11 protein-coding genes are annotated in these 15,620 nt (G+C 33.4%); 3 read left to right on the forward strand and 8 right to left on the reverse strand.

The features are described from left to right. Positions 1-298 precede the first annotated feature (298 nt). Positions 299-637, reverse strand: a complete 339-nt coding sequence (locus EMN46_RS16610; protein WP_154201944.1) for a DUF6122 family protein — start codon at positions 635-637, stop codon at positions 299-301. 253 nt (positions 638-890) lie between these two features. Further along, positions 891-2,333, reverse strand: coding sequence for a TlpA disulfide reductase family protein (locus EMN46_RS16615; RefSeq protein ID WP_154201945.1), 1,443 nt, complete (start codon positions 2,331-2,333; stop codon positions 891-893). 261 nt (positions 2,334-2,594) lie between these two features. On the opposite strand from EMN46_RS16615, the gene EMN46_RS16620 reads away from it, so the two are divergent. Further along, positions 2,595-3,920 carry a cysteate synthase gene (locus tag EMN46_RS16620; protein ID WP_154201946.1) on the forward strand — a complete coding sequence of 442 codons (1,326 nt, stop codon included), beginning with the start codon at positions 2,595-2,597 and terminating at the stop codon, positions 3,918-3,920. 143 nt (positions 3,921-4,063) lie between these two features. Here the strand turns inward: EMN46_RS16620 and EMN46_RS16625 are convergent, their stop codons facing one another. Then, a complete protein-coding gene (locus tag EMN46_RS16625) occupies positions 4,064-4,912 on the reverse strand; it encodes a glutaminase (protein WP_229130402.1) in 849 nt (282 codons plus the stop codon). A gap of 36 nt (positions 4,913-4,948) precedes the next feature. Further along, positions 4,949-6,190 carry an MFS transporter gene (locus EMN46_RS16630; RefSeq protein WP_154201947.1) on the reverse strand — a complete coding sequence of 414 codons (1,242 nt, stop codon included), beginning with the start codon at positions 6,188-6,190 and terminating at the stop codon, positions 4,949-4,951. A gap of 509 nt (positions 6,191-6,699) precedes the next feature. Here EMN46_RS16630 and EMN46_RS20050 point away from each other — a divergent pair. Continuing rightward, positions 6,700-10,149 (forward strand): hypothetical protein, encoded by a 3,450-nt coding sequence (locus EMN46_RS20050; protein ID WP_229130403.1) that lies wholly within the window; start codon positions 6,700-6,702, stop codon positions 10,147-10,149. A gap of 84 nt (positions 10,150-10,233) precedes the next feature. Here EMN46_RS20050 and EMN46_RS16640 read toward each other — a convergent pair whose 3' ends face one another. From EMN46_RS16640 to EMN46_RS16655, 4 genes are all read right to left on the reverse strand, one after another. Continuing rightward, positions 10,234-11,850 (reverse strand): AMP-binding protein, encoded by a 1,617-nt coding sequence (locus EMN46_RS16640; RefSeq protein WP_154201948.1) that lies wholly within the window; start codon positions 11,848-11,850, stop codon positions 10,234-10,236. Between the two features lie 317 nt (positions 11,851-12,167). Further along, positions 12,168-12,746, reverse strand: a complete 579-nt coding sequence (locus tag EMN46_RS16645) for a hypothetical protein (protein WP_195715296.1) — start codon at positions 12,744-12,746, stop codon at positions 12,168-12,170. A gap of 120 nt (positions 12,747-12,866) precedes the next feature. Continuing rightward, positions 12,867-13,481, reverse strand: coding sequence for a peptide-methionine (S)-S-oxide reductase MsrA (msrA, locus tag EMN46_RS16650; RefSeq protein ID WP_154201950.1), 615 nt, complete (start codon positions 13,479-13,481; stop codon positions 12,867-12,869). Positions 13,482-13,768: 287 nt separating this feature from the next. Continuing rightward, the gene (locus tag EMN46_RS16655; RefSeq protein ID WP_154201951.1) at positions 13,769-14,146 is read right to left on the reverse strand and encodes a hypothetical protein; all 378 of its coding nucleotides are present in this window, start codon (positions 14,144-14,146) and stop codon (positions 13,769-13,771) included. Positions 14,147-14,387: 241 nt separating this feature from the next. Here EMN46_RS16655 and EMN46_RS16660 point away from each other — a divergent pair, with 241 nt between their 5' ends. Then, positions 14,388-15,620 (forward strand): sensor histidine kinase KdpD, encoded by a 1,233-nt coding sequence (locus tag EMN46_RS16660; RefSeq protein WP_154201952.1) that lies wholly within the window; start codon positions 14,388-14,390, stop codon positions 15,618-15,620.

Below are 15,620 nucleotides of genomic sequence, written 5' to 3' on the forward strand. Positions count from 1 at the left end.
TGATGGAATAACAAATGAAAAAGTACAATGGGTTCAAGATAAACTAAATAATAGGCCGAGAAAGCGTCTAAATTACTTGACTCCAAATGAAAAATATAATTATGTTGTAAATAATCAAAAAGTTGCATTTGCAACTTGAATTCAGGAAAGATAAAGTTGTAGATTGATTTTATTTACCAACTTAATAAAATCTACTTGTCAGGTTCTGACTATCTGGAAGCTGTAAGTGTCAGGCTCTGACTAAAGCTTTATATTGAGAGCCTCACAAGAATAGTGAGACCCTCAAGGATGCTACTTTTTATTGGTTCAGAAAACTTGACCACAAACAATCTTGAAAATCGGTAAACATGTGGAAGAGTAAGCCGATGGCTACAATTCGTAGTTTAGGGAAAAAGGCCATGATAAAGTAGATGGCAATGGCATAATAGGAGTGGAGTGGATGAAAACCGATACTGCATCTACCAGCTTCGAATATGGGGGTTGCCAGTAAATGATCTAAATCGACCAACATTGTTGCAAGCATTATGAGCCAAGCCTTTTTCCATTGCGTTCGGAAGAAGAACCAAGCGATAGCTCCAGGAGCTAAAAAATGTAAGCTATAATGTACTATGAGTTGAAGAATGTGTTGAAAATCCATTGATTAAATTGGTAGGCTTTAGTTGAGAAGAGAGTCGGAAAAAACATCCAAAAATGTGATAGTTAATAATTGAACGTTATCATGTTCTGATATATATCGGAATTATTTGCTCGTAGTGAGCTCGTAATCCCGATGGATATAGAATCTGATACATATTGATTTTGAGATTCTGAAACATTCCGATGATTATCGGAATCAGAATGACGAATACTTATATTTTAGAAGCGCCCTTTGTGTTTTAATCTAAAACGACTTATGATTTTTCAGCTTTTAGTTTTTTCTCATGATCTAAGAAACCTTTAAGATTTTCAATATCTAAGCGTTTTGCTATAATATTCTTGTCCTTATCGAGAAGATAAATCGTAGGGGTTGAATAAATATCGTAGTATATTCTAAAATTAGTACGATAATTGGGATCGTAGCAATTAACCAAATCGAAAAGTTTGTTATCATCGATATATTTTTGCCATGCGACTTTATCTTGCTGAGTATAAATAGCCACAATTTTAATACCTAAATCCTTGTAAGCATCTAATATTTCAGGTTGCAAACGTGGTGTTGTTTTTTTACAATGACCACAATCAGTCTCAAAGAAATATAGAATAGTGTAGTTGGCATCTATTTCGTGAAGTTTTATGAATTCACCATCATTGGTTTCTAAAGCTAAATCTTGAGCTTTCATACCAAGTAAATTATACTGAAGTTTAATGACTCTCTCTTTAATATTAGCCATAAGCGTTGAATCTGCCCAAGTGGCTTGTCCACTTAAATAGTAACGTTTAGCTAAATCGACAAAGGCACCATCTACACCCATAATTTTAGATTTAATGGCATAATTAAGGGCATATTGCGTGTAATATTGAAAACACGTTTTGTTAGACCGTGCTTGCTCAATTAACTTGATAGATTCCTTTACAATAGAATCGCGTTGTTGAATCAAGATCTTTTCGAAGAAAAAAGAAAGCTTGTTTTTTAATAAAGGTGTACGTAGGTATCTATCATCTGCAGGATCTAAATTCGATAAGTAGTTGTCTTTAGTCCATAGGTAACTTCTGAGTTTTATTTCCTTATCTCTGTCAGGAAAATCATCGGCAATTGATTTGTTAAAATCTGGAGCTTCTGGAGAAATGGTGAAGTTGGCAAATGCAGAAACAAAACTAGGTGCAGGAAACTTTTCGTTTAATGATTTGATATAAGCTTTAACTTCGAGATCTGCTTTTTTAAAGAGTTCTTTGTATTCAGCCATGGCTTTTTCATCGTTGGCTTTATCCTTATATTGAGCTTGAAGTTTTCTACTATTCTCTGTTTCTGCTTTCATAAATTTTTGAAAATCAGCGAAAGCTTCACTCTCCTTAGATCCCGATATTTTAAGTTTATCGACTAATTCTTTAGAATCTGAGTAAATAGAAAATTCTTGATCATTCCCGATCAAAAGATCAAAATATATTTTTGATGGTAGATAAACAACATAAATACCTTGATTTAATAAGGTGTCTTTTTCAAATAAACCAACACCATTAACAAGTTGGGTTGTATCATCAGCAAATATCCTTCCATCTAGGTAGTGTGCCAGATAGGCGGTACTGTCACTAATATTATCGAGTTTAATGTCAATTTTTAAGTTTTGAGAATAGCCGTTTAGGTTGACTAAGACAATAAGTGAAAAAAGAATGAGAGATCGGTATAAAAATTTCATGTTTCAACTGTATATGTAAATTTTAAAAGCGAAAATTACAAAATATTGAATTCAAAATACCTAATTAATGGCTTTGAAAACGTCAATAATTGTTAATTGAATCATAAATTTTTGTATCTGATCGAATTTTAAGCTCTAAACAAGGTAATTCAATGAAAAATAGGCTTTTTATAAATTCATTTGATAGAATATGCGAAGACTTATTGTTATCTAACAATCAATTGCTAATTTTAGATTTTTAAAAATCAAATAACTTTTAGCATGACAAAAGAATTTCAAGCTACCCAATATAGACTTGAATCAGTAAAATCAGGTAAACGATTTGATGATGAGGGGTGGACTTTGGATGCGCCAGGAGAAAGCGATCCATCTTTAATTAGAGCAATCTATGAAAAGAAACAATTGGAGGTTAAAGACAAGTCTTTCGGAATTTACAGATTCGCTGATTGGTTGCCAATTCATAAAATATTAGAAGGTTCTTCGGCTCCTGCTACTTATAAAAGTGAAGGTTTAGCAAAATATTTAGGTTTAAATAATTTGCATATCACTTTTAGTGGCTACTGGCCTGAGAAAGGCGCCAACTTTCGTACATGCTCGTTTAAAGAGACTGAGGCTTATACTGTATGTGGTCGTTTGAATTCAACTGATCAGGTTTTGGTAGTTGCTTCTGCTGGTAATACGGCTAGAGCTTTTGCTCGTGTGTGCTCTGACAATAATATTCCATTGTTACTTACTATTCCAGAAGATAATTTATCTGCACTTTGGTTCGATGAGCCAATTAAGGATAATGTTCGTGTGATTGCAACCAAATCGGGAAGTGATTATTTCGATGCCATTCATCTTTCCAATATTGCTTGTGAACTTGATGGTTTTCTTCCCGAAGGTGGAGCAAAGAATATTGCTCGTCGCGATGGAATGGGAACTACTGTACTTTCTGCAGTAAACGAAATAGGTCAAATTCCTGATTATTATTTTCAAGCAATAGGTAGTGGAACTGGTGCGATTGCTGCTTGGGAAGCTAATTTAAGATTTATTGAAGATGGTCGTTATGGTGATAATAAGATGAAACTAATGGTTTCTCAAAATGCGCCATTTTTGCCAATATATAATGCTTGGAAAGCAGATTCACGTGCCATGTTACCCTTAGAGGATGTATTGGCTCGCAAGCAAGTTGAAGATATTGATGCAAAAGTTCTTTCCAATCGCAAGCCTCCTTACCCAATTGTAGGTGGATTGTACGATGCTTTGAAAGATGCTGGTGGTGATGTTTTATCTGCCACTAACCAAGAAACGCTTGAAGCTGGTAAAATATTCCTCGAAACAGAGGGGAATGACATTCATCCTGCTGCAGCGGTTGCAGTTGCAACTTTAATTAGGGAAGCAAAAGCTGGAAACCTTGATAAGGATGCATGCATCATGTTAAACATCACTGGCGGTGGTGAAGAGAAAATTAGAAGAGAAAAAGAAGTTACTTTCCTTAAGGCTTCACATATTTTTGATATTAATCCTGATAAGGGAACAGTAAAAGAAGTGCTAGATAAATTATTTGAATCTTCAGATATAGAGCTAGACGAGGTTGAGGTATAAAGAATAGAATAAAGGAAAAAAGAAAGCCGCACGTCAGATGTTTGATTTGCGGCTTTTTTATGCTTTGAGTTTTGAATTTAAAATATAGACAATTCTGATTTAGTTGTTAGCATTTCAAGAGCTTGAATGCCCTTAGAGGAGTTTCACTTTTTGTTTAATCTTGGGCTCCAAACGGCAACCGTATATTTTCCCGGACAGACAGCAACAATGCCACCTCCAACGCCTGATTTGCCAGGTAGTCCAACTTTAAACGAAAATTCGCCAGCTTCATCATAAAAACCACAGCATTGCATAATGGCATTTATTCGTTTCGATTGACTGGTTGTAACTACTCGTTCTTTGGTTGAAGGTATGCAGCCATTGTTTGCAAACAATTGAAAAGTTTGTGCCAATTCTTCACAAGTCATTTCAATGGAACAAATGCTGTAATAGAAATCTAGAACCTCTTCTATTGGGTTTTCAATATTTCCAAAGGATTTCATCATGTTAATAAGCGCAGCGTTTCTGTAGCCATGTGCTTTTTCTGATGCTGATACTTTGTTGTTATACTGAATGTTTGAATTGAGGGCTAAGCGTCTAACAAATTCAATAAACTGCTCTTTGGGTTTATCTAATTGATTGAGTAGAATGTCGCAAACGACAAGAGCTCCAGCGTTGATGAATGGGTTACGAGGTATGCCATGTTCGTACTCCAATTGGACTAACGAATTAAATGGTGTTCCAGATGGTTCAACGCCAATACGTTTCCAAATTTCTTCGCCTTCAGTTTTAATCGCAAGGCACAACGTGATGACTTTCATGATACTTTGGCAAGAAAATTTTTCCTGATGATCTCCCAATCCATAATGATTACCCTGTGCAGAACAAAAGTGAATGCCAAATTTATCAGGATTTATATTTGCTAATTCAGGTATATATGATGCAGGTTGACCCTTGCTTTTTGTTCGCAATATTTCAGCGTATACTTCTTGTAGAATTGTTTTAAAATCCATTTTGTATCGAATAATGTTTACCGTAAAAGTAGTTAATTACTCTTGTTTTTTATTGTAAAGCACTTTGTTAAATGATAGAGATATTGAGAGAATTAGCATGAGGCCTGAAACAATTACTAAAGCAACTCCAATTCCCCAAATATCGGCAAGTAAACCGAAAGCAAAGGCAATAATTGCTGAGAATAGCGTTCGAAGTTGCGATTGAGCTGAATAAACAGAGGTAAGTAGTTCGTTGGGAACTTTATCAGCCACAAAAGCGCTTAGTATTGGTTTTCTAATATTCTCGATAATAAATATAAGCGTGAATGAAATAAAAGCCCAAACCCAGCTCTCGTATATGAAGAAAACGCCACAGCTTAAACCAAATGATAATCCTAAAAGTAGAGTCTTTTTAGTCAGATTTTTGGGTGCCTTTTTCAGAATTGTTGAGGAATATTGCGAAGCATATGCTGTTAGCAGATAGATGATGAAATAAAGGACACCAATTACGATACCATTTTGTCGATCTATATCAACACCTGTTATACTTGGAAGAAGCAAGGCAATGGCAAGCATTATAGCTTGAATATAATCCTTTAGGGCTTTGAGATAAGCTGTGTGAAATGCTGATGTGCTGACTAATTTAAGAACAGCTTTCTGTTTTAGTATTTGGAATAAAGCTTTTGTACTGTTTTTTAATGAATTTTGCTTGCTCTTTTTTTCTGATCGATCTATTGCAGATGGATAGCTTAGTATAAGACAGAAGTTGATAATATATGGAATAGCAGAGTAAATAAAGATATTTTGATAGTTGCCATCAATAAAAATAAGAATACCAGCAATAAGAGCTGAAATAGCCGAACCTCTTTGCGACCATGAACGGGTATGACCATAGTATTCCGACTTATACGCTGCCCAATTATTTAGTTCTAAATAATCCATCATCATACCCTTGTGCGATCCTGATCGAAAGGCATCTGCTAGCCCGAATATGATAAAAGCAAAGAGAAAGAGCCAAAAGTTACTAGACATCCAGAAAATTAAGAATGAAATAGAGAATATAAGAAGTGCCGTTGCAAGTATCTTTTTTCGACCATAGATATCAGCAATTAAACCAGATGGAATTTCGAATAAATTAGTGATAATCTCTCTCGATGCATACAATATTCCAATTTGAGTATAACTCATATTTTTATCTATAAGAAATAGAATTAGAAAGGCATCGAAAAACCTAAGATTTTTTAAGAAACCATAGGTGCAAAATTTTTTATATTGATTGTTTTTTAACTGAGAATTCATATTGAAGAGATCGATACATATTTAATCTACAAAATAAGCAATGATTTACATTTTATCTAATTGTATTTTTCTTAAAAAAGAGGATGAGAGATCATGTTTTGCTTTAATTTTATGTATATATTCAAGTAAAAATAGATGACAAAAAAGCTTATCTCCTAAAAGTATCAAAAGCAGAATGTGCTGGATGTTATTTTTTTTGAATAATACACAGTTTTATGGATGTGTACCTTGTTTAATTGCTAATATTGTGTGTTGATTTGCAAGTTTAAATCGATTATACAATTTTGTATTAATTAAGGATGGAAATCTTTGAGAATAAAAGGGATATATATAGTTCTATGTAGATATTGTATAACATGAAGTCTTTAATGTTGAATTATTTCTTCAATGGGAAATTATTCCTAAATTTGAGTTCGACTTCAAATGGGAAGTGCTTTTTGAATAGTATTACGGATATAAAACAACACAACGCAGCATTTTTTATTGCGTTCATAATCAAGTTTTGAGATATGATTAAAAATCGAAAATTATTAGTTAGAGATCTTACTTTAAGAGATGGACAACAATCGCTTTTTGCAACTAGAATGCCTCAAGCAGAAATTGAGAAAGTTTTATCTTTATATAAAAAGGCAGGCTTTTACGCTCTAGAAGTGTGGGGTGGAGCGGTGCCTGATTCTGTGATGCGTTATTTAAATGAGGATCCATGGTATCGTCTTGAATCAATCAAAAAGGTGATTGGTGATGCTTCAAAGCTTACTGCTTTATCGCGAGGTCGTAATCTTTTTGGATATAGTCCTTATCCTGAAACGGTGATTGAAAAGTTTAATACTCAATCTGTAAAGTCTGGACTTGGTATTATGCGTATTTTCGATTGTTTGAACGATATCGAGAATATGAAATCAACCATCAAATATGTGAAAGCTGCTGGTGGTATTGCTGATTGTGCTGTTTGTTATACTGTTGATTCAAAATTCCCAGAGAAAAAAGAAGATCGTGATAGATTAACGATTAAAAATCTTCCTGATCAAATTTTTGATGTTGAGTATTTCGTAAATATGGCGAAGAATCTTGAAGCCGCAGGTGCTGATATGGTTACCTTAAAAGATATGGCTGGTTTGGCTTCTCCTTTGCGTGCAGGGCAGATTATTCGTCGTTTTAAGGAAGAATTAAGTGTCCCTGTTGATTTCCATTCACATTCAACCCCTGGTTACGGTTTGGCTTCGGCCTTAACAGCGATTATAAATGGTGCAGATATCATTGATACAAACATCATGAATTTTGCTGGTGGTACTGCGGCTCCTGCTTACGAATTGATCTATATTTTCTGTCAAAAAATGGGCGTTGAATTAGATGGAGATGCAAAAATAATTGTTCAAATCAATAAAATTCTAAAAGAAATTCGAAAAGGTGCTTTGGCTGAAGTTGATAGCTACAAGCAATTCCCAATTGAATTTGATATTACAAAAGATAAGTTACCTGCTGATATCGATCAATTGTTCGATGATGCAATTAAATATGCGAATGAAGAAAAAGAAGATGAGCTTTTAACAGCTTGTCACGCTATTGAAAAATATTTCAACTTTCCTGCTGCCAACGAAATGGTTAAGAAAGCTGAGATTCCTGGTGGTATGTATACCAACATGCTAAACCAGTTGAAAGCTTTAGGTTTGGAAAAATTACTCGAGAGAGTATTAGAGGTTGTGCCAGTTGTGCGTTTAGATGCTGGTTGTCCTCCATTAGTAACACCTTCTTCTCAAATTATTGGTGTACAGGCTGTAAATTGTGTGCTTGATGAAAATTCAGGTCGCCCATTTTACACGAATGTAAACAACCAATTCTTTAATCTTATAAAAGGAGAGTATGGAAATACACCTATTGAGATTGCACCAGAATTTCGTAAGAGAATTACGGGAAATCCAGTGAGAGAAGATTATGATGTGAGTAAATATAAATCTCCTGAAAATCCAGCTTTATCGCAGTTTGGTGATGTTAAGTTAGCTAAGGACGATAAGGAATATATGTTGCTTGAACTTTTCCCTCTTGTTGCTAAAGGTTACTTAGAAGGTAAACGTAAATCTGAATTTGAAGCTAAGCGTAATACAAATAAAAAAGCTATTGCAGCTGATAGAGCTAAAATTAAACGTACTGGTAAATTAAAGATTCGTGACTTAACGCTTCGTGATGGTCAGCAGTCTTTATTTGCAACTCGTGTTCCTCAGGCAGAAATTGAGAAAGTATTACCTTTCTATAAAACAGCAAATTTCTATGCAATGGAAGTTTGGGGTGGAGCCATTCCTGATTCTGTGATGCGTTATCTTAACGAAGATCCTTGGTATCGTTTAGAGTCTATAAAAAAAGAGATTGGTGATGTTTCATATTTAACAGCTCTTTCTCGTGGACGTAACCTATTTGGTTATAGCCCATATCCAGAAACGGTAATCGAAGGATTCAATAAAAATGCCGTAAAAAGTGGTTTAGGTATCATGCGTATTTTCGACTGTCTTAATGACGTGAATAACATGAAAACCACCATTAAATATATTAAGGAAGCTGGCGGAATCGCTGATTGTGCAGTATGTTATACTGTGGATCCAAAATTCACTCGTAAGCAGCGTATTAAGGCTTTATTCTCTGGTAAGAAAGTACCTAAAAAGATTTTCGATGTCGATTATTTCTTAAATAAGGCTAAGAAAATGGAATCTTTAGGTGCCGATATGATTACTGTAAAAGATATGGCAGGTTTAATTCCTCCATCACTTTCAGGTAAAATTATTACGCGTTTAAAGAATGAGGTTAAAGTACCTATTGATTTTCATACACATTGTACGCCAGGTTATGGTTTAGGAGCTGTATTAATGGCCATTATTAGTGGTGCTGATATTGTTGATACCAATATGCTTAACTTTGCTGGTGGTCCTGCTGCTCCTGCATTTGAACTGATTCAAATCTTTGCAGATAAATTAGGTTTAGATACAGGTGTTGATTTAGAATCAGTAGTGAAAATTAATGCTGAATTAAAGGGTATTCGCGAAAGAATTGCAGAATTTGATTCGTACAAGATGTTCCCACGTGAATTTGATATCACAGCGGATTATCTACCAGCAGAAATTGATGCTCTTTTCGACAAGGCAATTGTATTGGCCAAGGCTGATAAGGAAGCAGAACTATTAGAGGTTTGTAATGCAATTGATGTATGGTTCAATTTCCCTGCAGCAAATGAGCAAGTAAAAGCAGCTGAGATTCCAGGTGGTATGTATACTAATATGTTAGCTCAGTTAAAAGGTTTGGGTCTTGAAGATCTATTGCCAACTGTTCTTAAAAAAGTACCAGAGGTTCGTTTGGCTGCTGGTTGTCCTCCATTGGTGACACCATCATCACAAATTATTGGTGTACAGGCTGTGAATTACGTTTTGGATGTAAATAGTGGTAAAGCACCATATACCAATGTTAATAATCAGTTTGCCAATCTTGTGAAAGGTGAATATGGTGAAACACCAATTGATATTGATCCAAAATTCCGTCAAAAGATTTGTGGACAGACTGAGGCTACCGGTTATGATGTATCTAAATACAAAGCGCCAGAAAATCCAGTTCTAGAAGAATTTGGTGGTGTTAAGCTAGCTCAGAATGAAAAGGAAATGTTATTGTTGGAATTATTTCCAACTGTAGCTTTGCCTTATCTTAAAAATGCTAAAGCTGAAGCTTTCTATAATGAGCAAGCAGAAATTGAAGAACAAAAGCAAAAAGAAGCGGCAGAACGTCGTGCTGCCTTTGATAGTATGTCTGTTGAACAGAAAGAAGAAAGAATTCTTAAAGCGTTGTACAATATAGAGTGGTTGTCTGAACAAGAAAGTTTAGACATTAAACAACCAGAACCAAAGGTATCTAAGTTAGATCAAAAAACGATGGATACACTTACTCGTGAGAAACCCAAAAGAACATTGAGAATTCCAGAGTAATATCTAGTTTATATATTAAAAGCTCCACTTAATAGTGGAGCTTTTTTTGCTTCTATATAAAAATAGAATAAGGTGTTTTGTTTATTAGTTGACTAATTCTAATTCTTTAGTTGAAATTTCTCTCATCTCCACTTTTCGAATCTTGCCAGTTACAGTACTCGGAAAGTCGTTGGTAAATTTAAAGTATTTAGGAATTTTATAACTTGCAATCTTTCCTTTGCAATACTCACGGAGTTCTTCTTCAGTCGTGTTAGTATCCTTCAATTTAACCCAAGCCATAACGACTTCTCCATATTTATAATCGGGTACACCAATAACCGAAACATCACTAATGCTTTTGTGAGTGTTTAGAAATTCTTCTATTTCGAACGGAGATATATTTTCCCCGCCTCTAATAATCATGTCTTTTATACGTCCAGTTATACTAACATATCCATCTGCATCCATAGTCCCCAAATCACCAGAATGCATCCATCCTGTTTCATCAATAACGACTTTTGTAGCTTCTGGATTGTTCCAATATTTAAGCATAACAGAGTATCCACGGGTACAAAACTCTCCAGTTTCGCCTCGTTGTACAATTTCGCCCGTTTCTGGATTTATAATTTTAATTTCAAGGTGAGGATGAACTCGACCTACCGTTTTCACTCTTTTATCGAGTTCGTCGTTTACAAAAGTTTGTGTTGATACGGGTGCCGTTTCAGTCATACCATAACAGATGGCAACCTGAGTCATATTCATTTTATGTTGAACCTCTAGCATTGCTTTTTCTGGACACGATGCACCTGCCATAATACCAGTTCTTAAACTAGACATATCATATTTATGAAAATTTGGATGTTCTAATTCTGCAATAAACATTAAAGGAACGCCGTAAAGAGAAGTGCATTTTTCATTTTGAACAGTTTGTAATACCGTTTCTGCATCGAAAGCTTCCCCTGGAATAATCATAGCAGAACCATGAGTAATACAGGCTAAATTACCTAACACCATACCAAAACAGTGGTAAAAAGGTACTGGAATACAAACTCTATCATTTTCGGTGTATTTTAAACGTTCACCAATAAAATAGCCGTTGTTAAGAATGTTGTTATGGGTAAGAGTTGCACCTTTGGGAAAACCTGTGGTGCCTGAAGTGTACTGGATGTTTATCGGATCATGGATCTGTAAACTGTTTTCAATTGTTTCAAGTTGTTCTGTCGTAATTTTCTTTCCTGCCTCAATTAGATTTAACCAATCTCTATCTATTACGACTATATCTTTAAGATGAATACAAGAATCTTTAACTTCTGCTATAATTTCTAGATAGTTGGTTTTACGGAAGAACTCTGACATAATCAACAAACTAATTTCTGATTGTTGGAGAGCAAATTTTAATTCAGTTGCTTTGTACGCAGGGTTAACATTTACAAGAATAGCACCTATTCGTGCTGTTGCAAATTGTGTAATAACCCATTCGTAACGATTAGGTGACCAGATACCAACACGATCTCCTTTATTTATACCATAAGCTAATAACCCTTTAGCTACTTCTTCAATCTGTTGCCAAAATTCATAATAATTTGCTTTATAATTTTGGTAAGGAACGATTAAGGCATCATTATTACCAAATAATTTAACCGTTCTTTTTAAGTTTTCTATTATTGTTTCTCCTAATAAAGGATGTTCTGAGCATCCCTGCTCATAAGAAAGTTTATTCATGGTTTTAATTTTTTTACGCGGCAATGTAAAAAAGTAGATGCTTACAATAAAACCAATATGAGCTGTTTTTCCTATGTTCAATTAATGATTTAGGGCTTGTTTTATAACATTATTATTTTGTTATATGTTAATTATTAGTGAGATATAGTTCGTGTTTATATTAATTGTTTATTTGACGTTCAAAAAATAAAATAGGAGGGAATTGCCTTATTAAGTAAAAGCATAATTGTGTTGAGGGACGTTATATTTAAGAAAATCTTAAGTATTATTAATACTTAAGATTAGATATACATTTTGTATTTAGCTGTGTTTTTAGCTTACCAAGTTAAAAATACAGAAGTCCAAAAAGCCAAAGGAACAACCGTATTCCAAATAACATCTTCTCTGTGTCTTGCTCTCTCTAGTCTGCGTGTTTCTACACGGTATTTTAAATCATTAATTTTCTCTTGTTCTTTAAAGCGTATTAGTTCCTTTTCTTTGTTAATGTTTTCAAGGTAATATTCAGCTTCATCATTTCCCTCAGGTCTCGATTTTATAATTGTAATAAGGTCTTTTTCGGCATCATCTAAATAATTAAGATGAAATAAAGCCATAGCTCTTTGTAATTTTACCTCGTTTAAGTAAGGTTGTTTTTCTAGAACGTGATCAAAATCGAGGATAGCTTGCTGGTACTTTTTGATTTGCATGTAAGCATAACCTCGATCTTGAAATATTCGGGCATAATAAGGCATGTTGTTAATGGCAGTATCTAACTGGCTAATCGCTTCCTTATATTTTCCTTCTAGAATTAATAAACGTCCCTTATCGTGATGTTCTTTATATCGTTCTACATTTTGTCCATTTATTGATAAGGAAAAGAATAAGAGTAGACCAATTATTGTGATAAATTTGTTCATTTTAATATTCATTTGAGTGTTATATACTTAACTTCAAACCCTATAAGTAGCAAAATGGTGATATATTTTACTTTAAACAACCGAAACGTAACGCATACTGTAAATTACAATTTTATTTACTTATTTCTTTAATCTATCCTTAAAAACCTTTTTGAATTTGTCTTGTTTAGGTTTGATGACTAAATTACAATAAGGTTGACTTTTGTTTAGATCATAATAATCCTGATGGTAATTTTCAGCCTTGTAGAATTTTTCAGCTTCACTTATTTCGGTAACAATCGGATCGCTGTAGGCTTCAGATTTATCAAGTTTGATTAATAATTCGTTGGCAATTTTCTTTTGTTCTTCGTTATTATAAAATATAACAGAACGATATTGAGTTCCAACATCGGCTCCCTGTTTATTTAGGGTTGTAGGATTATGTACTTGCCAAAAGACTTCAAGTAGACTAGCAAAACTAATGACTTCGGGATCAAACGTAATTTGACATACTTCAGCGTGTCCTGTTAATCCAGTACAAATATCTTTGTAGGTTGGATTTTCTGTTTGGCCACCCATGTAACCAGATTCAACTTTTGCTACACCTTCTAATTCTTGAAATATAGCTTCGGTACACCAAAAGCAACCTGTACCTAGTGTTGCAAGTTCTTTATTTTTCTGATTCATTTTTTTTGATTGATTTGCGTGAACTATTCCTGATAGGAGTAATCCAATTATTAATAAATTAAATCTCATAGCTATTATCTTTTTAGAATAATGAAATTGTAAAAGAATCGTATTAATTCTTATTTGAAATTATTCTTAAGATATTCTCTATTTTAGAGAATAAAAGTAAAATAAAATCTTTAAAGCTGATTTAGATTTTCACGTAATAATTTGAAGAAAAAGTACTCTTAAGTCAATTATTAAGAGAATAGATAGAAACATATTACTTGTTTTTGTAATTCTATTACGTTTTGTCATATAAAAAAAGTGCTAATCTAATTGAAAAGCACTTTTAAAGTATGTCGTTGTGTGTAAATCTATTTTTTACAACATTCTTTTTTACAGTCTTTTGAACAAGCTTTTTTGTCTGCTTTACTGCAATCTTTTTTATCTGTTTTTGAACAACAAGCTTTCTTGTCAGCTTTGTCACATGATTTTTTTGCAGTTTTTGAGCAACAAGCTTTCTTGTCTGCTTTGTCACATGCCTTTTTATCAGCTTTTGAACAACAGGCTTTTTTACAATCTTTTTTACAGTCTTTTTTATCTGCCTTGTCACATGCTTTTTTATCAGCTTTTTTCTGATCTTGTTCCTGACTTAAAGTGATATCAGTGCCAGCATTGATTATGTTATTTGCTGCAACACTCACTAAACTCATTGAGAAAACAAACAGAAGTCCGAATACTAATTTTTTCATAATTATAGAATTAAGGTTTTTAAAAAATATGTTTCTAATTAAATTCTTTGCTCAAATGTAATAAAAGACGTTTTAGTCTTCTGTTAATGAAATGTTAATGGCCTAAGCTTCTAACAAAAAAACCTTACTTTTGGTTACTAATTTAGTTGAATGGGAGTGTTTTACGAGTCCTTAAAATTAACGACTGTTTATCTTCTTTTTTATATTGTTAATCAGTTTTAATAAAACTTTTATTATATATATGTCTCGGTATAAATCACAAATATTTATTGGCGTATCCATTTTTGTCTTAGTCGTTCTTTTAATGATTCAAGTTCAGTGGATTAATCAAGCACGCAAATTAAACGAACAACAGTTTAGACATTTGGTGGGTATTGCATTACATGAATCGGTAAGTGAATTTATGAAGGATCAACGATCCTGCTATGAATTGAGTGAATCTATGAAAAAACTCAAATCAAAAACAGATAGTGCTAGAATGAAATCTGAGATTAAGCGTTTAAACTTAATTATTGATGATAAGTTTAAACAGCACCAAATTGATTCAAAATATACAATAGAAGTTTTATCACGTGCTGATAAACAAGCCAAGTGCCAATGTTTTTATTATAGTATGCAAAAGGCTTTGAGTGATGATAAAGCCATGTTGAATGTTTATTTCGACAATCGTGAGAAAAACTTATTAGATAGTATGGGAATCATGTTCCTTGCTTCTTTGGTTGCTATTATTATTTTATTTTCATTGTTTGGAATTACGGTCTTGTCTCTCTTAAGAGATAAAAAAATATTAGGTAGAACAACCGATTTAGTGAACAATATTGCTCATGAATTTAAGACCCCAATGGCAAGTATTTCACTTGCTTGCGGCATGCTTAAAAGAGAAAAAGTATTGTCTAATCCTAAAAACGTGAGTCATTATTCCGATATCATTCTCAATGAAAATAACAGATTGAGAAAGCAGGTTGATCAATTGTTAAAGTTAGCTTGCATTGAACGGGGAGAATTAAAATTGAATGCTAATGAAGTTTCGCTTCATACTTTATTGTCAGATTGTGCCAATAGTTTAGATATTCAACTGAAAGAGAAAAAGGGTAGTATTGAATTTAAACTTGATGCCATTGAGGATACAGTTAAGCTTGACGATGAGTTGATACAACATGTTTTTAATAACTTGATTGATAACGCTATTAAATATTCTATAGATAGTCCTAAAATTAAGATTGAGACACAAACGAAAAATAAAGAATTATGTATTTCTATTAGTGATCAAGGTATTGGCATGACAAGGGATGAACAAAATCATATTTTTGATCGTTATTATAGAGCTCACACAGGTGATATTCATAATGTAAAAGGCTTTGGAATTGGTTTATCTTACTGTAAATTGATTATTGATGCACATAAAGGAAGCATAAAAGTTAGGAGTAAAAAGAATATTGGTAGTACATTTACGGTATTGTTACCTTTAAGTTAA

The sequence above is a fragment of the Ancylomarina sp. 16SWW S1-10-2 genome (assembly GCF_009669305.1).
GTDB lineage: Bacteria > Bacteroidota > Bacteroidia > Bacteroidales > Marinifilaceae > Ancylomarina.

Excerpts from the sequence above, each read along its gene's own strand:
- EMN46_RS16640 (WP_154201948.1), bottom strand. The coding sequence starts at position 11,850 with ATGAATAAACTTTCTTATGAGCAGGGATGCTCAGAACATCCTTTATTA.
- EMN46_RS16645 (WP_195715296.1), bottom strand. The coding sequence starts at position 12,746 with ATGAACAAATTTATCACAATAATTGGTCTACTCTTATTCTTTTCCTTA.
- EMN46_RS16660 (WP_154201952.1), top strand. The coding sequence starts at position 14,388 with ATGTCTCGGTATAAATCACAAATATTTATTGGCGTATCCATTTTTGTC.
- EMN46_RS16615 (WP_154201945.1), bottom strand. The coding sequence starts at position 2,333 with ATGAAATTTTTATACCGATCTCTCATTCTTTTTTCACTTATTGTCTTA.
- EMN46_RS16620 (WP_154201946.1), top strand. The coding sequence starts at position 2,595 with ATGACAAAAGAATTTCAAGCTACCCAATATAGACTTGAATCAGTAAAA.
- EMN46_RS16630 (WP_154201947.1), bottom strand. The coding sequence starts at position 6,190 with ATGAATTCTCAGTTAAAAAACAATCAATATAAAAAATTTTGCACCTAT.
- EMN46_RS16610 (WP_154201944.1), bottom strand. The coding sequence starts at position 637 with ATGGATTTTCAACACATTCTTCAACTCATAGTACATTATAGCTTACAT.
- EMN46_RS16625 (WP_229130402.1), bottom strand. The coding sequence starts at position 4,912 with ATGGATTTTAAAACAATTCTACAAGAAGTATACGCTGAAATATTGCGA.
- msrA (WP_154201950.1), bottom strand. The coding sequence starts at position 13,481 with ATGAGATTTAATTTATTAATAATTGGATTACTCCTATCAGGAATAGTT.
- EMN46_RS16655 (WP_154201951.1), bottom strand. The coding sequence starts at position 14,146 with ATGAAAAAATTAGTATTCGGACTTCTGTTTGTTTTCTCAATGAGTTTA.
- EMN46_RS20050 (WP_229130403.1), top strand. The coding sequence starts at position 6,700 with ATGATTAAAAATCGAAAATTATTAGTTAGAGATCTTACTTTAAGAGAT.